A 22,682-nucleotide genomic window follows, 5' to 3' on the forward strand; every position below is an offset into this window, starting at 1 on the left:
CGCCCCCCCCAGGTGCGGGCGGCCGGCGGGTGCCGGCGGCCCGGGGCCGCCGCCGGCGCCGGGGGCGGAGGAGACCCGAGGGGCAGTGGCTCCGAGGGGCAGCGGCTCCGAGGGTCAGTGGCCGCCGGTGAGTTCGCCGCTGAGTCTGCCGTGGAGGTCGGCGCTGGGGTCGTTCAGGCCGATGATCTCGACCTTCTTGCCGCGCTTGGCGTACTTCGTCTCGATCGCGTCCAGGGCGGCTACCGAGGACGCGTCCCACACGTGGGCGGCGGACAGGTCGACGACGACCTTCTCCGGGTCGCCGGCGTAGTCGAACCGGCCGACGAGGTCGTTGGAGGAGGCGAAGAAGAGCTCGCCGGTCACGGTGTACAGGACGCTGGTGCCGCCCGGGGCGGCGAACCGGGAGACCTCGGCGAGGTGGGCGACCCGCTTGGCGAAGACGACCATGGCGGTGAGGGAGCCGACCACGACGCCGACGGCGAGGTTGTGGGTCGCCACGACGGCCACGACGGTGACGACCATGACGCCGATCTCACCGGCGGGCATCCGCTTGAGGGTCTTCGGGGCGATGGAATGCCAGTCGAAGGTCGCGAACGACACCATGATCATGACGGCGACCAGGGCGGCCATGGGGATGTCGGAGACGACCGGGCCGAAGACGACGCACAGCACCATCAGGAACGCGCCGGCCAGGAAGGTGGACAGGCGGGTGCGGGCGCCGGAGACCTTCACGTTGATCATCGTCTGGCCGATCATGGCGCAGCCGCCCATGCCGCCGAAGAAGCCGGTGACGATGTTGGCGATGCCCTGGCCGATGGACTCGCGGGTCTTGTCGGAGCGGGTGTCGGTGATGTCGTCGACGAGCTTGGCGGTCATCAGCGACTCCATGAGGCCGACCAGCGCCATGGCGAAGGCGTAGGGCGCGATCGTCGTCAGCGTGTCCAGCGTGAACGGGACGTCCGGCAGGCCCGGCACCGGCAGGGAGGAGGGGAGCTCTCCCTTGTCGCCGACGGTCGGCACCGCGATCCCGGCGGCGACGGTGATGACGGTCAGGACGACGATGGACACCAGCGGCGCCGGGATCACGGTGGTGATCCTCGGGAAGAACACCATCAGTGCCAGGCCGCCGACGATCAGCGGGTACACGGGCCAGGGGACGTTCCACATCTCGGGGACCTGGGCCATGAAGATCAGGACGGCGAGCGAGTTGACGAAGCCGACCATCACCGAACGCGGGATGAACCGCATCAGTTTCGCCACGCCCAGCGCGCCCAGGACCATCTGGAAGACGCCCGCGAGGATCACGGCGGCGATCAGGTGACCGAGGCCGTGTTCACGGTTCAGGGGGGCGATCACGAGCGCGACGGCGCCGGTGGCGGCGGAGATCATCGCGCGGCGCCCGCCGACGACGGAGATCACCACGGCCATGGTGAAGGAGGCGAACAACCCGAGCGCGGGGTCGACGCCGGCGATGATCGAGAACGAGATCGCCTCGGGGATCAGGGCCAGGGCGACGACCAGGCCGGCCAGGACCTCGGTCCGCCAGACCTTCGGGTCGTTCAGCCAGTCGGGCTTCAGGCCGCGCAGCCGCGCGGCGGGGGTCACAGCAGCAGAAGACAAGGAGATGCGTACCTGTCGAACTCGGGCACGCCCCACCGGCGGGCCGGGGTGTGCGGGAAAGACGCGCAGGAGCCGGGCCGGCGTCCCGCGCGCGGTCCAATGGGGCGGACCGGAAGCCGGGAAGAGGGCGCGAGTCGGGCGGCGCACGGGCGGCCGGGCGGCTCACGTCCAGAGGTGAAGGATCACGGCGGGCAGGCGGCGGCGGTCGGCATCAGAGGCTCGCGCACGCTCTCTCCTGCGAGAATCGAATCATCGCCGGGGGCGTCATCGGCCCCGGAACGGAAGCGGCGGGACGACCGGGCCGCCCCATCAGGAACAACTCTACCCTAACGTTAGAGTATGGATTGCCGGGGTCGTGCGGGACGCGGCCCGCCGCGAGGAGAAGGGGCAGGACCACGGGCGTGGATGAGAAGCACATGCAGATCGGCGAGGTCGCCGCGCGGACGGAGCTGTCCCTGCGCACCATCCGGCACTACGAGGAGGCCGGTCTCGTCATTCCCTCCGCCCGTTCCCAGGGCGGGTTCCGCCTGTACACGGAGACCGACGTCGCCCGGCTCATGGTGATCCGCCGGATGAAGCCGCTGGGCTTCACCCTTGAGCAGATGCGCGACCTCCTCGACGCCACCGACCGGCTGGACAGTGGTGCCGCGCTCGACGGCGGCGAGCGCGAGGCGCTGCTGGAGCGCGTGAGGGCCTACCGGCAGACCGCTTCCGAGCAGGTGGACAAGCTGCGGGTTCAGCTGGCCCGTGCCGAGGACTTCGCCGCCACCCTGAGCGCCCGCCTGGATCAGGAAGGCGCTCCGGCCACCCGCGTCTAGAGGCCGCGCAGCGGAAGCGCCATCTCCAGCTCCCGCTGGCTCTCGTCCAGCGGGTACGGCTCCTCGTGGCCGGTCGGGACGAAGCCGCCGCGCCGGTAGAAGGCGATGGCCCGGCGGTTCTCCTCGTGGACGAGGAGGACGAGGCGCTCGGCCGCCGTCTCCTCGCGCGCCCAGCGCACGATCTCGTCCAGCATGAGCGCCGCCACCCCGCCGGCCGGGCCCCGGTGGTCCGGGTGCAGCCAGACGCCGACGAGCTTGGCCGTGTCCCGCGCCGGCAGGAAGCCGTTCATGACCCCGACCCACGTGCCCTCGGGGCCGACGGCCGCGACCCCGATGTTGCCGGGGCTCGCGGACCGGGTCGTGCGGAACCGCCACTCGGAGTCGGGGTGGCCGAGGGCGTCTTCGATCGTCTCCAGATAGGCGAGCGGGGTGTCCCGGATCATCTCCAGGCGTATCGCCCGGTACGCCGGCCAGTCCTCCGCCTGTACGCGGTGCAGGGTGTAGTCCATGGCGGGCGATCCTCGCAGCAAGCCGAGGCCCTGGCCAGAACCTCTTTCATCGAATATCGTCGATGATCGATGAATATCCCAGAGGTGATCACCGAGGACGAGGCCCGTACCTACGCCACGTGGTTCCGGGCCCTCGGCGACCCCACCCGCGTCCGGCTCCTGCACCTGCTCTCCGGGGCGGGGCGGGCGATGACGGTGGGCGAGCTCGTCGCCAGGGTGGACGTCGGCCAGTCGACCGTCTCCCACCACCTGAAGGTCCTGGCCGAGGTCCGCTTCGTCCTCGCCGAGAAGCACGGGACCTCGACCCTGTACGCCGTGAACCGCGCCTGCCTGTCGGTGTTCCCCCGCGCGGTGCGGTCGATCATGGGCGGAGGGGTGCCCGATGGGTGCTGAGTACGTGGTGGCCCCGATGGCCGACGGCCATGCCGAACAGGTCCTGGCGATCTACCGGTCCGGGATCGACGGGGGCGACGCCACCTTCGAGACCGCCGCCCCGACGTGGGAGGCCTTCGACGCGGGCAGACTGCCCGCGCACCGCTTCGTCGCCCTCGGCGACGACGGCGTGCTCGGCTGGATCGCCGCCTCCGCCGTCTCCGACCGCTGCGTGTACGCGGGTGTGGTCGAGCACTCGGTGTACGTCCACCCCGGGGCCCGTGGCCGCGGCGTCGCCGGCGCGCTCCTGGCGGCCCTGATCGACTCCACGGAGGCGGCCGGCATCTGGACGATCCAGTCCGGCGTCTTCCCCGAGAACGCGGCGAGCCTCGCCCTCCACCGGCGCGCGGGCTTCCGCGTCATCGGCCGGCGCGAGCGCGTGGGCCTCCACCACGGCCGCTGGCGGGACACGGTGCTGCTGGAGCGCCGCAGCCGGGTCGTGGGCTAGGGCCTGTCCGGCCGTTCCCGCCGGGTCCGGCCCGCCCGGCACGCACGCACGCGCCGAACGACCCGGCCCGGTCCGGCGCCCATGGCCGGACGGGCCCTAGCGCAGGAGCTCGGCGATCGCGCGGGCCGCGTCGCGGGCGGGGCGGCCGACGCCGATGAGGGTGGCGGAGGCGGGGCCGGTCCAGTCGCCGTAGCCGAGGAGGTGGAGACGGGGGTCGGCGAGGGCCTGGGTGCCGGTGGTGGGGAGGTGGCCGCGGGGGCCGCGCAGGCCGAGCGGGGCGAGGTGGGAGAGGGCGGGACGGAAGCCGGTGCACCAGATGACCGCGTCGGCTTCGGCCGTCGTGCCGTCGGGCCATTCCACGCCGGTCGCGGTGAGCCGGGTGAACACGGGCTGGGGCTTGAGGAGTCCGGCGTCGCGGGCGGCGCGGACGGGCGGGACGGCGACGACGTCGCCGAGGGAGGCGACGCCGCCGGTGTCGGCGCGGCCTTCGTCGAGGGCCCTGCGCCGTGCGGTGGCGTGGTCGAAGAGGGCGCGGCCGTCGATGTCGTCGGCGAGGTAGGCCGGTTCGCGGAGGGTGACCCAGGTCAGGTCGGACCCGTGGGCGAGGTCGGCGGCGATCTGCGCGCCGGAGTTGCCGCCGCCGACCACGATCACCTTCCGCCCGGCGAAGTCGGACGGCCGCTGGTACTCGACGGTGTGGAGCTGGGCGCCCCGGAACTCCGTGCGGCCGGGGACGGCCGGGACGAAGGGGCGGGACCAGGTGCCCGTCGCGCTGATGACCGCGCGGGCCCGCCAGGTGCCGGAGCCGGTCTCGACGCGGAGGCGTGCGCCGTCGCGGTGGACGCCGGACACGCGGACGGGGCGGCGGACCGGGAGTTCGTAGCGCTGCTCGTAGTCGGTGAGGTACGCGACGACGTGGGCGGCGTCCGGGTAGGTCTCGCCCGGCTGCGGGGGCATGAGGCGGCCGGGGAGGGAGGAGTACGCGGCGGGGGAGAAGAGGTGGAGGGAGTCCCAGGTGTGCCGCCAGGCGCCGCCGGGAGCCGTGTCGGCGTCCAGGATCACGAAGTCCAGGCCCGCCCGGCGGAGGTGGTAGCCGGCGGCGAGGCCCGCCTGGCCTCCGCCGATGACGACGACGTCGATGTCGACGCCTGCGTCGGTGTCGGCGGTCTGGTGCTGGGTCATGCCCGGGGTTCCCTTCGCTGCGGCGGTGCCCCGGCCCGCACGGCGGGGCGGGGCACCCGGGGGTGACGCGGGGCGGTGTCTACCGCCGGGCCGCGGCGAACTTCCTGCGCCAGGCCAGCGACACGTACACGAGCGCGACCAGGACCGGGACCTCGATCAGCGGGCCGACGACGCCGGAGAGGGCCTGGCCGCTGGTGACGCCGAAGGTGGCGATGGCGACGGCGATGGCGAGCTCGAAGTTGTTGCCGGCCGCCGTGAAGGCGAGGGTCGCCGTGCGGTCGTAGTTCAGGCCGATCGCCTTGCCGAGCGCGAAGGTGCCGAACCACATGAGGGCGAAGTAGACGAGGAGGGGGAGCGCGATGCGGGCGACGTCGAGCGGCTGGGAGGTGATCGTCTTCCCCTGGAGGGCGAAGAGGATCACGATGGTGAAGAGCAGGCCGTAGAGGGCCCAGGGGCCGATCTTCGGCAGGAACGTCGCCTCGTACGACTCCCGGCCCAGCTTCTTCTCGCCGATGCGGCGGGTCAGGAAGCCGGCGACGAGCGGGACGCCGAGGAAGACGACGACGTTCAGCGCGATCTTCCACATGGAGATGTCGAGCGCCTCGCCCTCTCCCAGGCCCAGCCAGCCGGGCAGCAGGTCGAGGTAGAACCAGCCGAGGACGCCGAAGGCGAGGACCTGGAAGACCGAGTTCAGGGCGACCAGGACGGCGGCGGCCTCGCGGTCGCCGCAGGCGAGGTCGTTCCAGATGATGACCATGGCGATGCAGCGGGCCAGGCCGACGATGATCAGGCCGGTGCGGTACTCGGGCAGGTCCGGCAGGAAGGTCCAGGCCAGGGCGAACATGATCGCCGGGCCGAGGACCCAGTTGATGACCAGCGAGGAGACCATCAGCTTGCGGTCGCCGGTGACGGCGTCGAGCCGGTCGTAGCGGACCTTCGCGAGCACCGGGTACATCATGATCAGCAGCCCGACGGCGATCGGCAGGGAGATGCCGCCGATCTCGACCTTCGCGAGGGCGTCGTCCATCCCGGGAACCAGTCGGCCGAGTCCGAGGCCCAGCGCCATGGCGAGCAGGATCCAGACGGCGAGGAAGCGGTCGAGCGTCGACAGCTTCGCGACCACGGACTTCTCGGGGCTCGTGGTCGTGGGGGCGGCGGGGGTCACGGGCAGGACCTCTTGGTGTCGGCGTGGGCGCGGGCGGTGGCGGCGAGGCCGGCGAACTGCGCGGCGAGCGCGTCGAGGACCTCGGGCTTCAGTCGGTAGTACGTGAACCGGCCGCAGGGCTCGGTCTCCACCACGCCCGCCTCGCGCAGCACCTTCAGGTGGTTGGAGAGGTTGGTCTGTCTGGCTCCCGTCTCCTCCACCAGGTGCGTGGTGCACAGCGTCTCGCGGGCGAGCAGGGTCACGATCTGGAGCCGCAGCGGGTCGGCGAGGACCTTCAACAGCTCAGTGTCGACTGACGTCAGCATGGACTGATACTCTCACATCATTGAGGGCTGATGCCAGCCCAGGGTGATACCTGCCTGCCGTGAAGGAAGAACCGATGTCCGAGTCCCCGCTCGCGTCCGTACTGTTCGTCTGCGTCCACAACGCGGGGCGCTCCCAGATGGCCGCCGGCTTCCTCCGCCACCTGGCGGGCGACCGCGTCGAGGTCCGCTCCGCCGGCTCCCTCCCGGGCGACCGGGTCAACCCGGCCGCCGTCGCGGCCATGGCCGAGCTCGGCATCGACATCTCCGACCAGAAGCCGAAGGTGCTCACGCCCGAGGCCGCCAGGGCGTCGGACTACATCATCACCATGGGCTGCGGCGACGCCTGCCCGTACTTCCCCGGCAAGACCTACCTCGACTGGGTCCTGGAGGACCCGGCCGGCCAGGGGGTCGAGGCCGTCCGTCCCATCCGGGACGAGATCAAGGGGCTCATCGAGGGCCTCATCGCAGAGATCGACTCCGAGAACGCCGAGAAGCAGGAGAACTGACCTCACCATGACGACCGCCACGACCCCGACCGGCGCCCAGGACGACGTCCGCGAGGTCATCATCATCGGCTCCGGCCCCGCCGGGTACACCGCCGCGCTCTACACGGCCCGCGCCCAGCTCAAGCCGCTGCTGTTCGGCAGCTCCATATTCGTCGGCGGCTCGCTCACCACGACCACCGAGGTCGAGAACTTCCCCGGCTTCCCCACCGGCATCGACGGCCCGGACCTCATGGACAACATGCGGGCGCAGGCCGAGAAGTTCGGCGCCGAGATGATCGACGACGACATCGTCTCCGTCGACCTGGCCGGTGACGTCAAGCTCCTCACCGACTCCGCCGGCACCGTCCACCGCGCCAAGGCCGTGATCATCGCCACCGGCTCCGGCTACCGCAAGCTCGGCCTCCCCCAGGAGGACGAGCTGTCCGGCCGCGGCGTCTCCTGGTGCGCCACCTGCGACGGCTTCTTCTTCCGCGACCGCGACATCGTCGTGGTCGGCGGCGGCGACACCGCCATGGAGGAGGCCACCTTCCTCACCCGCTTCGCCCGCTCGGTCACCGTCGTCCACCGCCGCTCCACCCTGCGGGCCTCGAAGACCATGCAGAACCGCGCCTTCGCCGACGACAAGATCTCCTTCGCCTTCGACAGCGAGGTCGCCGGGATCAGGTCCGAGAACGGCATGCTCTCCGGCGTCGTCCTGCGGGACGTCCTCTCCGGCGAGACCCGCGAGCTGGACGCGACCGGCCTGTTCATCGCCATCGGCCACGACCCGCGCACCGAACTCTTCGCCGACCAGCTCGAACTCGACGACGAGGGCTACCTGAAGACGCAGTCCCCGACGACCCGTACGAGCCTCCCGGGGGTCTTCGGCGCCGGTGACGTCGTCGACCACATCTACCGCCAGGCCATCACGGCCGCGGGCTCCGGCTGCGCCGCCGCCCTCGACGCCGAGCGCTACCTCGCGGCCCGCCGCGACGCGGAGCCGGCCGCCGGGGCCGGGCTCGTCAGCGCGGGCTGAAGGACGCCGGGCCCGTTCCGCCGTGCTTTCCCCACGACGGAACGGGCCCGGTTCATGCCGCCGGAGGGTCAGGAGACCAGCGCGGCCGTCTCCGGCAGCTCCAGCTTGACCGTACGGTCGCAGAGCCGTTCCACCTGGCCCGGGTCGTGCGACACCAGCAGGACCGTACGGTTGCCGCGCAGCGCCGCCACCGACTCCTCGACCGTGTCGCGGCTGCGCTCGTCCAGGGCGCTGGTCGGCTCGTCCAGCAGGAGCGCCGCCGGCTCCAGGGCGAGGGCCCGGGCCAGGCACAGCCGCTGGCGCTGGCCGTTGGAGAGCGACTGCGCCGGGGTGTCGAGCCGGTCGCGGACCTCGTTCCACAGGCCCGACTCCCGCAGCGCCTTCTCCATCCGGTCCCGCATCTCCGTCCGCGAGGCGCGGACCAGGTGGCGCAGGCCGAACAGGGCGTTGTCCATGATGCTTCCGCCGAAGACCACCGGCGTCTGCGGCACCAGGACGACCGTGCTCCGCAGGCTCGCGTCCCCCTTGCCGCGGCAGATCGCGCGCCCCTGCACGTCCACCTCGCCGATCCGCCGCAGTCCGTGCGGGAGGAGGTCGACCAGGGCGCGCAGCACCGTGGACTTGCCGGCGCCGGAGGGGCCGCACAGTCCGGTGGTGGAGCCGGCGGGAAGCTCGAAGGAGACCGGGCCGACCAGGGTCTTCTTCCCGTCGAGGACCCGCAGGTCGCGGACGGCGATCACGTTCTGCGGGGTCGCGTTCCCCGTCGTCACGTTGTCCAACGTCGTGCTCCTTCGAATCGGTTGCGCAGGAAGACCGCCAGGGTGAGGAGTCCCGCGGTGATCAGGACCAGGACGAGCGCGCTGCCCCACGCCTGGGCGATGGCCTCGGGGGCGCCGGAGTCCTGCGACAGGGTGAAGATGTGCGTGGGCAGGGCCTGGACCGGGGCGTTCACGATGCCGGTCGGCAGGGCGGGGGCCCCGAAGAACACCGTGGCGGTGAAGATCAGGGGGGCCGTCTCGCCCGCGGCACGGGCCAGGCCGAGCAGCAGGCCGGTGAGCGTGGCCGGCCACGTGTAGGGGATGACCACGGAGCGGACGTACTGCGAACGGGTCAGGCCCAGCGCGAGCGCGCTCTCGGTGAGTTCGCCCGGCATGCCCCGGACGCGGCCCGCGGTGGTGAGCGCGACGACCGGGACCACGACGGGGACCAGGACGACCGCACCGGCCAGCCAGGAGCGGCCCCAGCCCATGGTCGTGCAGAACAGCACGTAGCCCGCCAGGCCGAGCAGGATGGTGGGCGTCCCGCCGACCGCCACGGTCAGGGTCTCCAGGATCCGGGACGTCTTCGCGGAGGCGCGGGTGCCGATCACGATGCCCGCCCCGTAGCCGAGCGGCAGGGCGATCAACGCCGTGGTGGCGAGGAGCAGGAGCGTGCCGACGATCTGGTCCCGGATGCCTCCGTCGGAGGCGCCGGCGGACGGGGTGAACCAGAAGACCGGGTTGAGCGCCGCGCCGCCGCGGGCCAGCAGGATGCCGAGCATGCCGAGCAGCAGGGCGGTCGGCAGGAGCAGGGCGCCGTACCGGACCGCCGTGGTCAGCCGGTCCTTGGGACCGCGCATCCACGCGGAGGTCCGCCGGGCGCGCGGTCCGCGCCGGGCCCGGGCCGAGGAGCCGCGCGTGCCCCACACGGTGGCGACGGCGACCAGGGCCAGCAGGATGATGCCGAGCCCGCACAGCGCGGCGAAGTACGGGCCGGAGGTGCCCGCGAGCATCGGCTCGGGGCCTGCCAGCTTGGTGGTCAGGGTCTGGCCGGGGCGGACGAGCGAGGAGAAGAGGTCCCCGAACGACTGCGGGAGCCGTCCGTCGGCGCGGCCGATGACCATGAAGACCGCGATGGCCTCGCCGAGCGCCCTGGCCAGGCCGAGCAGGACGCCGGAGCGCATGCCCGGGCGGGCCTGGGGGAGGACGGCGGAGCGGACGACCTCGCGGCGGGTGAGGCCGAGGGAGTAGGCGGCCTCGCGGTAGCGGCCGGGGACGGCGGCCAGCGCGTCGACGCTGACCGCGACGATCGTCGGCATGATCATCACGGCGAGGACGATGCCGGCGGCGAGGACGCTGTCGCCGCCCGGCACGTCGCCGAGGCCGGCGACGAACGGCCGGATCACCATGATGCCGATCAGGCCGTAGACGATGGAGGGGACCGCGGCCAGGAGCTCGATGCTCAGCCGCAGCGGCTTGGCGAGGCGGGGCGGCAGGTACTCGGAGAGGGCGATGGCCGCCGCCCAGCCGACCGGGACGGCGAGGGCCAGGGCGAGGACGCAGACGACCGCCGAGCCGTAGATCATGGCCAGGCCGCCGAAGGCGAGGTTCCCGGGGCTCCACGTCGACGACGTGAGCAGGGCTCCCCAGTCGACGGTGCCGCTCGCGATGCCGTCGGCCAGGTACCCGACCAGGACCACGAGGGCGAGGACGACGGACAGGACGCCGCTGTAGGCCCAGCCCCAGACCCATCTCGCCCGGCCGGGGCGGCCGCCCTCGTCGGACGGCCTCCTCGCGGCGGACGCGGGCGCCCCGGCGGGGCGCTCCAGGGTGAGGCTCATGTCAGAGGCCCATCTGCCGGCGGGTCAGGTAGCCGTGCTTGGGCAGCAGCTTCTGGCCCTCGGCCGACAGGATGTAGTCGATGTACTGCTTGGCGTGGCCCTTGGGCTTCCCGTTGGTGATCATGTACAGCGGGCGGGTCATCGGGTACGTGCCGGAGGCGACGTTCGCCAGGGTGGGGGCGACGCCCTCCAGGGGGACGGCGACCAGGTCGGGGTGGCCGTCGATGAAGCCGGTCGACAGCGGGGCGACCGAACCGCGGGTGGACTTGAGCTTGTTGCGGGTCTCGGTGTTGCCGCCGACGACGGCGTAGTTGGCGGACTGCGGCGGGGCCGGCGGCTCGCCCTTGCCGTAGACGAACTTGTCGAGGACCTCGCGGGTGCCGCGACCGGGCTCCTTGTCGTACACGAAGACCTGGAGGTCGGGTCCGCCGACCTCCTTCCAGTTGGTGATCCTGCCCTCGAAGAGGCCCCGCACCTGCGCCTTGGAGAGGCTCTTCACCCCGCCGTCGGCGACCTCCTTGGTGATGATCACGCCGACGGCGTCCGCGCCGATCTGCGTGGTCACGAAGTCGGCGTCCGGGTACGCCTCGCGGTCCTTGTCGGCGAGCGGCTTGGAGCTGAGGGCGATCTCGATCTGGCCGGTGCCGAGCTGGGAGATGCCGCCGGCGGAGCCGCCCTGGGTGGCGACGGTGATGTTCAGGCCCTTGGCCTTCAGCGCCTCGGCGGCGTCCGAGGCGACCGGGGCGACCGTGGTGGATCCGCTGGCCTGGAGGGCCCCGGTGTCGGCCTTCGCGGAGCCGGCGCAGCCGGTGAGGGCGGCGGCGAGGAGGAGACCGGTGGCGGCCCCGGCTCCCCGGCGGACGCGGCGGGTGGCGAACGCCCGGGTGGTGCGGCGGAGTTCGGTGGAGGTGACAGACATGGCGGTGCCTTTGCGGTGGTGGGAGAGGGGAGGAGGGACGTGCGGGGGCCGTTCGGACTCCTGCTGAATGACAGGCGAACAGTGGGTGAACTCGCTCGATGTGACGCGGACGGTCGACCGGGCGGACATAGGGTGATCGTCATGTCAGCGGAACAAGCGACCGGTCATCGCTCGGAGTTGCTGCCCTTCGTCGACGAGGATCCGACCTGCGGGCCGCCCCTCGACGTGGAGCCGCTGCCCAGGGAGAAGGCGGAGAAGCTGGCCCGGAGCGTGAAGGGCATCGCCGATCCGACCCGGCTGCAGATCCTCAGCGTGCTGCTGGCCGCCCCGGAGGGCGAGGCGTGCGTCTGCGACATGACGCCGCTGCTGGAGCTCGCCCAGCCGACCGTCAGCTACCACATGAAGATCCTGGTGGACGCCGGTCTGGTGAGCCGCAGGAAGCGCGGCACCTGGGCCTGGTACGCGGTCCGGCCCGAGCACCGGTCGGTGCTCGACGCGCTGATCTGGGGCGAGGGCCCGGCGGAGGCGTGAACCGCCCGCGCCGGGCGTGCCGCCTCAGACGGCGACGGCCGCCCGCGCGCTCACCTCGGCCGTGAAGGCCGTGATCAGCCGGTGGATCCCGCCCGGACCGGAGACCAGCTCGGGCTGGAACAGGGTGCCGATGAAGAACGGGTGCCCGGGCACCTCGGCGGCCCGCGGGGCGCCTTCCTCGTCCCATCCGCTGAACAGCACGCCCGCGCCGGTGAGGAGTTCGACGAACTCCGCGTTCAGGCCGTACTTGCAGTGGTACGTCTCCGTCGAGCGCGCGGCGCCGTCGTAGACCGCGGCCAGCCGGCTGCCGGCGGTCAGCAGCAGCGGCGCCTGCTCGCCGGCGAGGCAGCAGGTGAGCGGCACGATCAGCGGGGTCGCGGCCTCGGGGTCGTACTGGACGTCGTCGGCGTCGGTGAGGCCGGCGACGGTGCGGGCGTACTCGATCAGCGCGTGCTGGAAGCCGCCGCAGGTGCCCAGGTAGGGGATGCCGTTCTCGCGGGCGTGCCGGGCGGCGGCGAGGACGCCGTCCTTGTTCTCGTACGGGGAGCCGGGCACGACCCAGAGGCCGTCGAAGCCCTCGAAGGACTCCGGGCCGGTGATCGTCCCGGTGGGCACCCAGACGGTGTCCACCTCCAGCTCGGCGCGGAAGCCGTCCAGGCGGGCGTGGGCGGGGGACTTGCCGTGGTCGCCGATCAGCGCCACGCGGGGGCGGGGTCCGGTGACGGTGGTCATGAGGCGGTCTCCTGGTCGGTGTCGGGGGCGCGCCCGAGGCGGACGAACCCGTGGGGGGCGAGGCGGGCGACGAGCCGCCCGTCGCGCTCGGCGGTGGTGGACGCGCCGCCGAGGAACAGCAGGGGCCCGTCGCCGGGCAGGAGCGGCTCGGGGAGCAGCTCCTGGACCTCGGAGGTGAGGTTGGTGACGGTCAGCACGCGGGCGGAGCCGTCGGCGCTGGCGAGGACTTCGGCGGCCAGCGCGGGGCCCGCGTCCGGCTGGTGGCGGACCGCGCCGTCGGCGTAGGCGCCGGCGAAGCGGGGGCCGCCCGGCACGGTGGTCCGGGCGAGCGGGGGCGCGAGGGTCACAGCAGGCTCCTTCCGGTCATGGCGGGACCGCTCGGACGGCCGAGCAGGGCGAGCACGGTGGGTGCGATGTCCGCGAGGCTGCCGCCGTCGCGGAGGGCGTCGGGCAGCACCTGCCCGGGTGCCGGGACGACGACGGCGGGGACCGGGTTGGTGGTGTGCCCGCCGTACGGGAGCGGGGTGCCGTCCGGGCCGGGCTTGGACATCCGCTCGGCGTTGCCGTGGTCGCCGACCAGGACCACCCAGCGGCCGGCCGCCGCGGCGGCGGTCAGGATCCGGTCGACCTGCCCGTCGGTGTACTCGGCGGCCTTCACGGTGGCGTCGTGGTCGCCGGTGTGGCCGACGACGTCGATGTTGGCGAGGTTGGCCGCCACGAGGGCCACGTCGGACCGGCCGGCGGCCTCGATCACCGCGTCGGCGACCCGGTCGAGGTTCATCTCGGGCCGGGCGGTGTACTCGGGCGCCTCGTCCGAGGTGATCCGGACGTGCTCCTCGACCTCCCGGCGCCGCTCGTCGCGCCCGTTCAGGTAGTAGGTGACGTGCTCGAACTTCTCCTGCTCCGCGACCCGCACGGACCGCAGGCCGTGTGCCTCCAGCTGGTCCGCGAGGCCCCCGGAGGCGTCGGCGCGGCCGACCAGGGCGGGGATGTCCGCCTCGGTGTCGTACTGGGTGAGGGAGAGGATCCGCACGTCGCTCTCGGCCAGGTGCTTGACCAGGTCGTCGGCGAGCTGCTGGACGCGGTCGCTGCGGAAGTTGGCGAACAGGACCGCGTCGCCGTCCCGCACGGTCGCCAGCGGCGTGCCGGCGGCGTCGGTGAGGACGGTCGGCGTGACCCAGACGTCGCCGTCACCGGCGCCGGCCAGGACCTGGGCGTAGTCGCGGGCCAGGGCTCCGCGCCCGTCGGCGACCGCCTGGGTGACCTTGGCGGTCAGCTCCAGGTCGCCGCTCTTGTCGAGGGCGTAGCCGCGGCCGGAGACCGTGGCCAGGCGGCCGACGCCGGTCGTCGCGAAGAACTCCTCGACCCGGCCGAGGTAGTGCCCGGCCGTGCGGTCGGCGACGTCCCGGCCGTCGGTGACGGCGTGCACCCAGACCCGCTCCACGCCCCGGGCGGCGGCGATGGCGAGCAGTTCGCGCAGGTGGTCGACGTGGGCGTGGATCTGCCCGTCGGAGACCAGTCCGATCAGGTGCAGGGCGCCGTCGCCGGCCGCGAGCGCGTCGAGCGCTTCGGTCAGGCGCGGGTTGTCGCGCAGGCCGCCGGTGTCGATCTGCCGCTGGACGAGGACGCTGTCGTAGTCCAGGGGGCGGCCGGCGCCGATGACCATGTGGCCGATCTCGGAGTTGCCGACCGTGCCGGGCAGCAGGCCGACGTGCTCGCCCGAGGCCTCGACGAGCGTGGCGGGGTACTTGGCGCGGATGCCGTCCAGGACGGGGGTGTCCGCGGCCGCGAGGGCGTTGCCGGCCCCCGGTTCGGCGTGGCCCCAGCCGTCGAGGACGAGCAGGACGCCGGGGTGCGCGGCGGTGGGTTCGTTCATCGCAGGGTGTCCAGGGTCTGCCAGAAGGCGGGGAAGGACTTGGCGACGCAGCCGGGGTCCTTGATGACGACGCCGGGGGTGCGCAGGCCCATGACCGCGAAGGTCATGGCGATGCGGTGGTCGTCGTAGGTGTCGATGACCGCGCCGTGCGAGGGGCCGCCGTGGACGGTCATGGCGTCGTCGTACTCGTCGACCTCGACGCCCATCTTGCGCAGCTCGGTGGTGACGGCCGCGATGCGGTCGCACTCCTTGACCCGGAGGCTGGCGATGTTCGTGATGTGGGTCGGGCCCTCCGCGAAGGCGGCGACGGCGGCGAGCGAGGGGACGACGTCGGGCATGGCGTCCATGTCGACCTCGATGCCGCGGAGCTGTCCGCCCTTGACGGTGACCGAGTTCTCGGTGACCTCGGTGTGGGCGCCCATCCGGCCGAGGACCTCGACCAGGCCGACGTCGCCCTGGTGGGAGGCGGAGCCGATGCCGGGGACGGTGACCCGGCCGCCGAGGATCGCGGCGGCGGCGATGAAGTACGACAGGCCCGAGGCGTCCGGCTCGACGACCGCGTGGCCGCCCTTGAAGGACTGGCCGGCGGGCACCTTGAACCAGCGGTGGCCGTCGCGCTCGACGGTGATGCCGTGCTCGGCGAGGGTGGCGAGGGTCATCTCGACGTACGGCTTGGAGACCAGCTCGTCGACGATCTCGATCTCGGTGTCCCGCTTCGCGAGCACGGAACTGATGAGGAGCGAGGAGGTGTACTGGCTGGAGACGGCGCCGGAGATCTTCGTCTTCCCGCCGGCGAAGTTGCCGCCGGTGACGCGGATCGGCGGGGAGCCGTTGCCGCGCACCGCGACCGCCTCGACGCCGAGGCCGGGGAGGGCGGCGAGCAGGTCGCCGAACGGGCGCTCCTGCATGCGGGCGTTGCCGGTGATGGTGGTGGTGCCCTCGGCGAGGCCCGCCATGGAGATGAGGAAGCGCAGCGGGGTGCCGGCGCCGCCGACGTAGATCTCCTCCCGCGGGGCCGTCATCGGCTTGCCCGTGGGGGTGAACGAGATGCGCGCGGCCTCGTGGTCGATCTCGGCGCTGACGTGCCCGAAGGACTCGACGGCCTTGGTGAAGAAGACGGTGTCGTCGGAGATGAGCGCCCCGTCGATCACGCCTTCCTTGCCGGACAGGGCGGCGACGGCGATCTGCCGGTTGGTGTAGCTCTTCGAGCCGAGCACCTTCACGTCGTGGTCGATGGCGGCCAGCGGCTCGACGGTGAGCTCTTCGGCCTTGAGACGGGGGTCGTTGATGCCGCTCATGGGTGGTACTCCTCGCAGGGGTGTGTGATCTGGATCACGCAGGAAGGGGGCCCGAGCCGGGGAGGGCGTCGGGAAGTCGGGGGGCGGAGGTGATCCGCCAATGGGCCAGAGAAGGGCTGGAATTCAGCGCCCGCACGCAGATTTCCCACGCGGCGGAAATCGCCTCGGCGGGGTTACGCGTGCGGTGGAAGAAGGTCAGCTCGATTCGGCCCGGAGTGGAACTGGCGTGAACATGCTCAAGGTCGTCCTCGACCATCGCGGACGCCCAGACGATGTCCGTCACCGCGGCCGCCTTCAGGGTCCGGTGCGCGGCGGCGCCGGTGGCGACGAGGGTGGCGGTGGCCATGAGCACGGGGCCTCCCGGTCGGGCGGCGAGCCCGGGTACGGACCACACGTGCTGGTCGGCCTCGGCCGGAGTGATCTCGGCGTACAGCTCGGCGTGACGGCACTTCGGGCCGCAGCCGTGCCCGCCGGCGGGCGAGAAGCCCAGGGCGACGGCGGCGGCCCTGTTGGCCAGGCGCAGCAGACTCCGCGCAGCGGACATGACTGTCCTCCGTGTGTGGTGGATGGAATGCCCCGGGAAATAGGGGCGTGAAGTGAGGTGCGGAATCCGTCGCGCCGGCCCGCCGAACCTTTGTGATCACCAGTCTGCTGGGGCCCCGGCGGCGGCGGAAGGGATATCGGCTGGCATGAACCGCGTCCGGCAACGACCTGCCTGCGAGGGGTAATTCCGGCCGCCCGGCGCGGACCCGGGTGTCGCACCGGGACCTGATCAAGAGGTGAACACGTCTTGTCTGCGCCCGTCCTGAGCTGCAAAGATCGGCGCTCGCCAATGGGTTGACGATGATGTCTCACTTGTTGAGACACGGACCGGGGGGTCACTGTGCTGGCGAGTCTGGGACTGGACGCGGACGCCGAGACGGTCTACCGCCTGATGCTCACGCACCAGGACTGGGGCGTCGCGGAGCTCGCCGGCCATCTGGCCCGCCCGGAGTCCGGGATACGGGAAGCGCTGGACCGGCTCGCCGAGCTCAACCTCCTGCGCCGCTCGCTCCAGGCCCCCGGTGGCGTGCGCCCCGTCAGCCCCAACCTCGGCTTCCAGCTCCTGCTCCAGCGCCAGCAGGCGGAACTCCTCGCCCAGCAGCAGCAGTTCGCTGAATCGCAGGCCGCCATCAGCACCCTGCTCGCCGAGTACGCCGAGCTGCGCACCGGTGAGCGGCACGGCGTCGAGTACCTCCAGGGCATCGACGCCATCCAGGCTCGCCTCGAAGAACTGGCCCACCGCAGCACCCACGAGTGCCTGTCCTTCATGCCCGGCGGCGCCCAGTCCGCGGCCAGTCTGGAGGCGAGCCGGCCCCTCGACGAGCAGTTGATGCGGCGTGGAGTGCGGGTCCTGACCGCCTACCTCGACAGCGTCCGCAACGACAATCCCACCGTCGAGTACGCGCACTGGCTGCACGACAACGGCGGCGAGGTGCGCACCGTCCCGGCCCTCCCGCTGCGGATGGTGCTCTTCGACCGCGAGGTCGCCCTGCTCCCCGTCGACCCGGACAACACCAAGAAGGGCGCCGTGCAGCTGACCGGCCCCGGCGTCATGACCGCCCTGGTCTCCCTGTTCGACCAGGTGTGGGAGCGCGCGGCTCCCCTCGGCAGCGTCCGCGACCGGGACGACGCCGGCCTGACCGCGCAGGAGCGGGAACTCCTGCGCCAGCTCACGCAGGGTGCCACCGACGAGATCGCCGCGAAGAAGCTCGGCATCGGCCTGCGCACGGAGCGCCGGATCGTGTCCGAGCTGATGGCGCGGCTCGGTGCCCGCAGCCGCTTCGAGGCCGGGGTCCTCGCGGCCAAGGCCGGCTGGACGGACTGACCGGCCCCCGGCCGCGCCCCGCAGGGAACGCGACCGGCCGGCCCGGTGCGCGAGGCACCGGACCGGCTTTATGAGAGGTCGGGGTGGGGAGCGGACCCGGATCGCGGGTCAGCCGCAGCAGCCGCCCTCGGGCTGCAGGGGCTGGATCGGCTCGTGGGCCGTGCTGCCGAGCAGCTTGGCCTTCAGGCGGCCGATCGCGGTCGTCGGCGCCTCCTCGGCGTCCGCGCCGAGCGTCTCGCGGCGGGCCTGGCCGTAGGCGGCGTGCAGCTCGGCGACCTTCGGCCGGAGCGCGGTGTCGGTGACCAGGACGACGGAGCGGATCCGCCCCGGACGGAAGCCGCGCAGCCGCTTGGCCTCGTCCGCGCCCGGGCCGGCCTCGATCGCGGTGACGCCCTCGGCGAAGGCGTCGCGCAGCGGCCGGTCGAGCGCGATCTCGAAGTAGACGCCGCTGCGCTCGCCCAGCGCCTCGTAGTCGAAGCCCGCCCACTTCACGAAGAGCCGCTTGCCGCGCCGGACCGTCACCGAGGCCGCGACCACGGCGTCGTCCTTGTGGACGAGGTACGCGCGGATGTCGGCGCCGCCCTCCACCAGCCCGGTCAGCAGGGCGCCGATGTGCGCCTCGTCCTCGCCGCCCTCGTACTTCTGGCGGTTCTGCGTGACGAGCTCGGTGATCCGGCCGATCAGCGGGCGCAGTTCCTCGCGGTCCTTGCGCTCGATGCGGGTGCCGGAGTCGTCCGCGCGCTCGCGGTCCTCCTTGACGCGGCGGCGCTTCCGGGCCGGCAGCGAGGCCAGGTAGGCGTCGTAGCTGTCGTGCTGGAGGTCGAGCAGGTTGTTCTCGCCGTGGAAGGCGAGGTCGCCGCCGTACGCCTGGAGCGCCAGGGCGAGGACGTCGCTGTACGCGCTGTCGTGCAGCCACGGGGCGGTGATCGAGCGGATGCCGGCCTCGATCGCGGCCGGGACGACGTGGTCGACCAGGTCGGCGACGAGCAGCGGGTCCTCGACGGACGCGGTCGCCTCGGAGCGGTAGCCGAGCGGGGAGCCGAGCAGCAGCGACGGGAAGAACGCGTCGGAGCCGAGGGCCTCGACGGCGTCGGTGGCGGACTCGCAGCACGAGGAGGTGGCCGAGCAGCAGGCGGCGGTGCCGTCCTTCGGCTGCCAGCCGAGCAGCGTACGGGGGTCGGCGTCCACGATCGGGTCGACGTCGAAGACGTACCCGGGCAGGAAGGCGATGTCGCCCTCGCCCCGGTCGGCGACGGTGTGCCAGGCCTTCGCGCCCTTCAGGCTCTCCTCGGTCGCCGTCAGCCAGTCCACCTGGGCGTACGGGGTGGGGTCGGTGGCCTGCGGGATGCCGCCGCCGAGTGCCGCGACCGCGTCGTCCAGGGAGAGGCCGGTGCGCACCCGCGCGGGCTCGGCCCGCTCCTCCTGCGGGCCGCAGCAGCCGGAGGCCGCGACCGGCTCGGGCTCGGCGGGTCCGCAGCAGCCGGAGTCACCGGCGGGCCCGGGCTCGGCGGCCGGGGCGTCGCAGCAGCCGGACGCCTCGGCGGGCCCGGGCTTCTCGGTCTCGCTGCCGCAGCAGGAGGACGCCTGCTCCTCGGCGGCCTTCTCGGCCGGCTCGGGAGCCGAGCAGCAGCCGGTGGAGGCGGTCTCGACGACCGGGAGGACCGGGGCGGGTTCCTCGGCGGTGGTGCTGCAGCAGGTGGTGCTCATGGGTGCTCTCCTCGTGGGATCGGCGGTGCGCGGGGGGATACGGGGTCGGGTGCCCGGCGGGAAGGGCGAGGGGTGGTGGTCAGTCCCAGCCGGCGCCGTCGGTGGAGGGGTCGGTCGGGGCCGCGTCCCAGCCGGCGCCGTCGGTCGTCGCGGGGGCCACGTCCCAGCCGGCGCCGTCGGTGGAGTCGTCGGTCATCGCGGGGGCCACGTCCCAGCCGGCGCCGTCGGTGGAGTCGTCGGTCGTCGTGGGGGCCGCGTCCCAGCCCGCGCCGTCGGTGGAGGAGGCGAGGACGACGGGGGCCGCGTCCCAGCCGGCACCGTCCGTGGGGGTGGTGGGGGCGGTGTCCCAGCCGGCCCCGGCGAGGGCGGGAAGGGCGGTCGCGCCCAGGGTCGAGGTGGCACCGAGTCCGATCGCGGCGACGAGTGCGGCGGTGGCAAGACGCATCGAGGTACGCGAAACAGACATGGCTCTCCCCTGGGTGGTGATGGCGGCTTTTCGGCGACCGGTGGCCCCGTCGGCCGCTCCCGGTGTCCCGGGGGCTTGTCGCCCTTCCGGTGTTCATGAGTCTGTCCGAGCTCACCCAGGGTGTGGAAGGGATCACCGGTGGCATGAACCGCGTCCGGCATCCACCTGCCTGGAGACGCCGAAGGGCCGGTTCCTCCCCGCGTGACGCGGGGAGGAACCGGCCCTTGCGGAAAGGGTGTTGTCGTGCCTGGTCAGCTCGCCGCGAGGAGCTGGGGCGACGGGTCGAGCGCCTGGCAGAGCACGCTCATGCTCTCCGGGGCGATCCGGTAGTAGGTCTGGCGCCCGCGCTTCTCGCGCTCCAGGAACCCGGCCTCGTACAGCACCCGCAGGTGGTGCGTGACGGTCGGCTGGGTGAGGCCCAGGGGTTCGGTGAGGTCGCAGGTGCACGCCTCGCCGCCGGGCTGGGAGCGGATCAGGCCGAGCAGGCGCAGGCGGGTGGCGTCCGCCACCACCTTCAGGGCGGTCGCGAGGTCGTCGGCGGCCTCGGGCGTGAGCGGGCCGGCGAGCACGGGGGAGCAGCACAGCTCCGAGATCGACGTGGGCATACCGGACTCAACGACGGTCATCTATGAATTGTTCCCGAGATTCATTGACAGTCATCTATGGGTTCGGGCAGAGTCTGACCCATCGACAGCCGTCTATGAATTGCTGGAGCCTCCCGTGATCGACACCGTCCTCGACGTCCTGTGGCGCACCGCCCAGGACGTCGGCCACTCCCTCTCCGCCAACTGGCCGTTCCTGCTCATCAGCGTGGTCCTGGCCTCGGCCATCCCCGTCTACATCGGGGCGGACCGCCTGTCGGCCTGGATGCGCCGCAAGACCGCGGTGGCGGTGCTCGGTGCGATCGTCCTGGCGACCCTCACCCCGTTCTGCTCCTGCGGCACGACGGCGGTCGTCCTCGGGGCGCTCGCCTCCAGCGTGCCGTGGGCCCCGGTGGTCACCTTCATGGTGGCCTCGCCGCTGACCAGCCCCGAGGAGTACGTGCTGTCGACCGGGCTCTTCGGCTTCGACTTCGCCACCACCTTCTTCGTGGCCGCGATGGTCCTCGGTGTCTTCGCCGGTGCCGTCACCTGGCTGATCGAGAAGACCGGCTGGCTGAAGGGTCAGGCGCGTCTCACCGCCAACCAGGCGGAGGAGAAGGCGTCCGAGAGCTGCTGCGGCGACGAGGGCGAGGCCGAGGGCTCCGGTGGCGGCGTCCCGGCCGGCGGCGGCGTTCCCGCCGGTGGCGGCGGACTGGCCCGTACGGCCCTGCTCACCCGCCCGGTCGCGCCGAAGCCCGCTCCCGCGCCCGCTCCGGCCGGCGTCGTGGAGCGCTGGAAGCTCAAGGAGTTCGGTGAGGAGCTGAAGGTCAACGTCAAGCGCCTCGCGCTCTACTTCCTGGGCTTCGCCACCCTCGGCTTCCTGCTCATCAACTCGATCCCGACGCACTACCTCACCGAGTTCCTCGGTGACGGCAACGCCTTCGCGGTCCCGGTCGCCGCCCTCGTCGGCATCCCGGTCTACCTGAACTCCGACGGCTCGCTCCCGCTCGTCGCCACCCTGATGCAGGGCGGCATGGGCCCCGGCCCGGCCCTCGCCTTCCTCGTGACCGGCGCGGGCACCAGCATCGGCGCCATCAGCGGCATGCTCCTCATCGCCCGCTGGCGCGTCGTCGCCCTGGTCGTCGGCATCCTCTTCACCGGAGCGCTCGTCCTGGGCTACTCGGCCCCCATCTGGCTCTGAGTCCCACGGGCCGGCACCCGGCACCGCGGGCTCCACGCGACAGGCTCCACCGGTGCCACGCGTCAGGCTCCACCGGCTCCACCGGCCCCACGCGACAGGTTCCATACGCATCACGCGACAAGCTCCACCGGCTCCACGCAAGACGGCAACGGCCCGCCCCCTGGCTTCGGGGCGGGCCGCAGCCGTTTCCGCGCGTACGCGGCTCCCCGCGTCCTCAGCAGCGCGAAGGCGTGCGGGCCGCGCTCCGCATTCCCGCCAGCGGGCCGATCAGGTGCTCGATCCGGTCCGGGCGGACGAAGTAGTAGACCTCGTTCGCGCGCCGCTCCGAGGCGAGGATGCCCGCCTCGCGCAGCTTGCGCAGGTGGTGGCTGATGGTCGGACCGGTCAGGTCGAACTCCGCGGCGATCTCGCCCACGCAGACCTCGCCCGCGGGACAGCAGGCCACGATGCTGGCGATCCGCAGGCGTACCGGGTCCGCCAGCGCCTTGAACGTGACCGACAGCTCCTCCGCCTGATCCGGCGTCATGGGGGCGGGGCAGCAGGATCCGGACGGGAGTTCGGTGGTCAGGGGCTCGATCATGCGGCCCAATGTGGCCGATGGCGGCGCGCCGCGTCCAGGGTCGCCCGCCTTCCGGACCGCGCGCGACCAACCCATTGACTCTCATCTATATGTCGCGCCATACTCTTCTCATAGATAAGCGTCTATGAATCGAGGTCGCATCATGCCGTCTCTCCTCACCTCGCTCCGCCGGCTCCGCAGCGCCCGCCGGTCCGCCCGCACCGCCGACGTGCGGTTCTGCGACGGCTGCGTCGAGGTCGTCGACCGGGGGACCCGCGCCGCGGCCCTCCGCCGGGGCCACGAGGCCACGCTCGGCCACTTCGCCGTCCGCATCTGACCCGTGAGG

26 protein-coding genes are annotated in these 22,682 nt (G+C 72.6%); 9 read left to right on the plus strand and 17 right to left on the minus strand.

Features of this window, described 5'->3' with window-relative positions; genetic code table 11:
- Positions 1-114 precede the first annotated feature (114 nt).
- A complete protein-coding gene (locus ACF1ED_RS24900) occupies positions 115-1,620 on the minus strand; it encodes a SulP family inorganic anion transporter (protein WP_391763979.1) in 1,506 nt (501 codons plus the stop codon).
- Between the two features lie 401 nt (positions 1,621-2,021).
- Here ACF1ED_RS24900 and ACF1ED_RS24905 point away from each other — a divergent pair, with 401 nt between their 5' ends.
- Positions 2,022-2,438 carry a MerR family transcriptional regulator gene (locus tag ACF1ED_RS24905; RefSeq protein ID WP_391763981.1) on the plus strand — a complete coding sequence of 139 codons (417 nt, stop codon included), beginning with the start codon at positions 2,022-2,024 and terminating at the stop codon, positions 2,436-2,438.
- Here ACF1ED_RS24905 and ACF1ED_RS24910 read toward each other — a convergent pair.
- Positions 2,435-2,947, minus strand: coding sequence for a GNAT family N-acetyltransferase (locus ACF1ED_RS24910; RefSeq protein ID WP_391763983.1), 513 nt, complete (start codon positions 2,945-2,947; stop codon positions 2,435-2,437). The two genes, ACF1ED_RS24905 and ACF1ED_RS24910, sit on opposite strands and share 4 nt — an antisense overlap.
- A gap of 69 nt (positions 2,948-3,016) precedes the next feature.
- Here ACF1ED_RS24910 and ACF1ED_RS24915 point away from each other — a divergent pair, with 69 nt between their 5' ends.
- Together ACF1ED_RS24915 and ACF1ED_RS24920 are read left to right on the plus strand one after the other, a co-directional pair.
- Positions 3,017-3,340: an ArsR/SmtB family transcription factor gene (locus ACF1ED_RS24915; RefSeq protein ID WP_391763985.1), complete on the plus strand. Its 324-nt coding sequence runs from the start codon at positions 3,017-3,019 to the stop codon at positions 3,338-3,340.
- A complete protein-coding gene (locus ACF1ED_RS24920; protein ID WP_391763987.1) occupies positions 3,330-3,827 on the plus strand; it encodes a GNAT family N-acetyltransferase in 498 nt (165 codons plus the stop codon). Before ACF1ED_RS24915 ends, ACF1ED_RS24920 begins: the two co-directional genes overlap by 11 nt.
- Positions 3,828-3,923: 96 nt before the next feature.
- Here the strand turns inward: ACF1ED_RS24920 and ACF1ED_RS24925 are convergent, their stop codons facing one another.
- The 3 genes from ACF1ED_RS24925 to ACF1ED_RS24935 form a co-directional block, all read right to left on the minus strand.
- Complete coding sequence (locus ACF1ED_RS24925) at positions 3,924-5,009, minus strand: ArsO family NAD(P)H-dependent flavin-containing monooxygenase (RefSeq protein ID WP_391763989.1); 1,086 nt, start codon at positions 5,007-5,009, stop codon at positions 3,924-3,926.
- A 79-nt stretch (positions 5,010-5,088) separates the two neighbouring features.
- Positions 5,089-6,174 (minus strand): ACR3 family arsenite efflux transporter, encoded by a 1,086-nt coding sequence (gene arsB / locus ACF1ED_RS24930; RefSeq protein WP_391763991.1) that lies wholly within the window; start codon positions 6,172-6,174, stop codon positions 5,089-5,091.
- Positions 6,171-6,479: an ArsR/SmtB family transcription factor gene (locus ACF1ED_RS24935; protein WP_391763993.1), complete on the minus strand. Its 309-nt coding sequence runs from the start codon at positions 6,477-6,479 to the stop codon at positions 6,171-6,173. Before ACF1ED_RS24935 ends, arsB begins: the two co-directional genes overlap by 4 nt.
- 74 nt (positions 6,480-6,553) lie before the next feature.
- Here ACF1ED_RS24935 and ACF1ED_RS24940 point away from each other — a divergent pair, with 74 nt between their 5' ends.
- Both ACF1ED_RS24940 and trxB read left to right on the plus strand, forming a co-directional pair.
- Positions 6,554-6,985 (plus strand): arsenate reductase ArsC, encoded by a 432-nt coding sequence (locus ACF1ED_RS24940; RefSeq protein ID WP_391763995.1) that lies wholly within the window; start codon positions 6,554-6,556, stop codon positions 6,983-6,985.
- A 7-nt stretch (positions 6,986-6,992) separates the two neighbouring features.
- Positions 6,993-8,000, plus strand: a complete 1,008-nt coding sequence (gene trxB / locus ACF1ED_RS24945; RefSeq protein ID WP_391763997.1) for a thioredoxin-disulfide reductase — start codon at positions 6,993-6,995, stop codon at positions 7,998-8,000.
- Positions 8,001-8,068: 68 nt separating this feature from the next.
- Here trxB and ACF1ED_RS24950 read toward each other — a convergent pair whose 3' ends face one another.
- The 3 genes from ACF1ED_RS24950 to ACF1ED_RS24960 are packed head-to-tail and all read right to left on the minus strand — an operon-like array spanning position 8,069 to position 11,518.
- Entirely contained in the window at positions 8,069-8,779 is a 711-nt protein-coding gene (locus ACF1ED_RS24950) for an ATP-binding cassette domain-containing protein (RefSeq protein WP_391763999.1), read from the minus strand.
- Positions 8,767-10,599, minus strand: a complete 1,833-nt coding sequence (gene pstC, locus ACF1ED_RS24955) for a phosphate ABC transporter permease subunit PstC (protein ID WP_391764001.1) — start codon at positions 10,597-10,599, stop codon at positions 8,767-8,769. The genes ACF1ED_RS24950 and pstC overlap by 13 nt, the downstream gene beginning before the upstream one ends.
- 1 nt (position 10,600) lies before the next feature.
- Positions 10,601-11,518, minus strand: coding sequence for a phosphate ABC transporter substrate-binding protein (locus ACF1ED_RS24960; RefSeq protein WP_391764003.1), 918 nt, complete (start codon positions 11,516-11,518; stop codon positions 10,601-10,603).
- A 141-nt stretch (positions 11,519-11,659) separates the two neighbouring features.
- Between ACF1ED_RS24960 and ACF1ED_RS24965 the strand changes: the two genes are divergently transcribed.
- Positions 11,660-12,049 carry an ArsR/SmtB family transcription factor gene (locus ACF1ED_RS24965; RefSeq protein ID WP_391764005.1) on the plus strand — a complete coding sequence of 130 codons (390 nt, stop codon included), beginning with the start codon at positions 11,660-11,662 and terminating at the stop codon, positions 12,047-12,049.
- Between the two features lie 24 nt (positions 12,050-12,073).
- On the opposite strand, the gene ACF1ED_RS24970 is transcribed toward ACF1ED_RS24965, so the two are convergent.
- The 5 genes from ACF1ED_RS24970 to ACF1ED_RS24990 are packed head-to-tail and all read right to left on the minus strand — an operon-like array spanning position 12,074 to position 16,499.
- Entirely contained in the window at positions 12,074-12,781 is a 708-nt protein-coding gene (locus ACF1ED_RS24970) for a hypothetical protein (protein ID WP_391764007.1), read from the minus strand.
- On the minus strand, positions 12,778-13,128 hold the full coding sequence (locus ACF1ED_RS24975; RefSeq protein WP_391764009.1) for a hypothetical protein: 351 nt from the start codon (positions 13,126-13,128) through the stop codon (positions 12,778-12,780). The genes ACF1ED_RS24970 and ACF1ED_RS24975 overlap by 4 nt, the downstream gene beginning before the upstream one ends.
- Positions 13,125-14,657: a 2,3-bisphosphoglycerate-independent phosphoglycerate mutase gene (gene gpmI, locus ACF1ED_RS24980; protein ID WP_391764011.1), complete on the minus strand. Its 1,533-nt coding sequence runs from the start codon at positions 14,655-14,657 to the stop codon at positions 13,125-13,127. Before gpmI ends, ACF1ED_RS24975 begins: the two co-directional genes overlap by 4 nt.
- Positions 14,654-15,955: a 3-phosphoshikimate 1-carboxyvinyltransferase gene (aroA, locus tag ACF1ED_RS24985; RefSeq protein WP_391764013.1), complete on the minus strand. Its 1,302-nt coding sequence runs from the start codon at positions 15,953-15,955 to the stop codon at positions 14,654-14,656. Before aroA ends, gpmI begins: the two co-directional genes overlap by 4 nt.
- Positions 15,956-15,989: 34 nt before the next feature.
- Complete coding sequence (locus ACF1ED_RS24990) at positions 15,990-16,499, minus strand: hypothetical protein (protein WP_391764015.1); 510 nt, start codon at positions 16,497-16,499, stop codon at positions 15,990-15,992.
- A 339-nt stretch (positions 16,500-16,838) separates the two neighbouring features.
- On the opposite strand from ACF1ED_RS24990, the gene ACF1ED_RS24995 reads away from it, so the two are divergent.
- Complete coding sequence (locus ACF1ED_RS24995) at positions 16,839-17,822, plus strand: helix-turn-helix transcriptional regulator (RefSeq protein ID WP_391764017.1); 984 nt, start codon at positions 16,839-16,841, stop codon at positions 17,820-17,822.
- 108 nt (positions 17,823-17,930) lie between these two features.
- Here the strand turns inward: ACF1ED_RS24995 and ACF1ED_RS25000 are convergent, their stop codons facing one another.
- The 3 genes from ACF1ED_RS25000 to ACF1ED_RS25010 all read right to left on the minus strand — a co-directional run bounded on the left by ACF1ED_RS25000 (position 17,931) and on the right by ACF1ED_RS25010 (position 20,621).
- Entirely contained in the window at positions 17,931-19,529 is a 1,599-nt protein-coding gene (locus ACF1ED_RS25000) for a GNAT family N-acetyltransferase (protein ID WP_391764019.1), read from the minus strand.
- Positions 19,530-19,608: 79 nt separating this feature from the next.
- Positions 19,609-19,995 (minus strand): hypothetical protein, encoded by a 387-nt coding sequence (locus tag ACF1ED_RS25005; RefSeq protein ID WP_391764021.1) that lies wholly within the window; start codon positions 19,993-19,995, stop codon positions 19,609-19,611.
- A 251-nt stretch (positions 19,996-20,246) separates the two neighbouring features.
- Entirely contained in the window at positions 20,247-20,621 is a 375-nt protein-coding gene (locus tag ACF1ED_RS25010; RefSeq protein WP_391764023.1) for an ArsR/SmtB family transcription factor, read from the minus strand.
- Between the two features lie 94 nt (positions 20,622-20,715).
- On the opposite strand from ACF1ED_RS25010, the gene ACF1ED_RS25015 reads away from it, so the two are divergent.
- The gene (locus ACF1ED_RS25015) at positions 20,716-21,777 is read left to right on the plus strand and encodes a permease (RefSeq protein ID WP_391764025.1); all 1,062 of its coding nucleotides are present in this window, start codon (positions 20,716-20,718) and stop codon (positions 21,775-21,777) included.
- Positions 21,778-21,991: 214 nt separating this feature from the next.
- On the opposite strand, the gene ACF1ED_RS25020 is transcribed toward ACF1ED_RS25015, so the two are convergent.
- Entirely contained in the window at positions 21,992-22,357 is a 366-nt protein-coding gene (locus ACF1ED_RS25020) for an ArsR/SmtB family transcription factor (protein WP_391764027.1), read from the minus strand.
- Positions 22,358-22,499: 142 nt separating this feature from the next.
- Here ACF1ED_RS25020 and ACF1ED_RS25025 point away from each other — a divergent pair, with 142 nt between their 5' ends.
- Positions 22,500-22,673, plus strand: a complete 174-nt coding sequence (locus tag ACF1ED_RS25025) for a hypothetical protein (RefSeq protein ID WP_391764029.1) — start codon at positions 22,500-22,502, stop codon at positions 22,671-22,673.
- Positions 22,674-22,682 lie beyond the last annotated feature (9 nt).

Source organism: Streptomyces sp. NPDC014656, assembly GCF_043084305.1.
Lineage (GTDB): Bacteria > Actinomycetota > Actinomycetes > Streptomycetales > Streptomycetaceae > Streptomyces.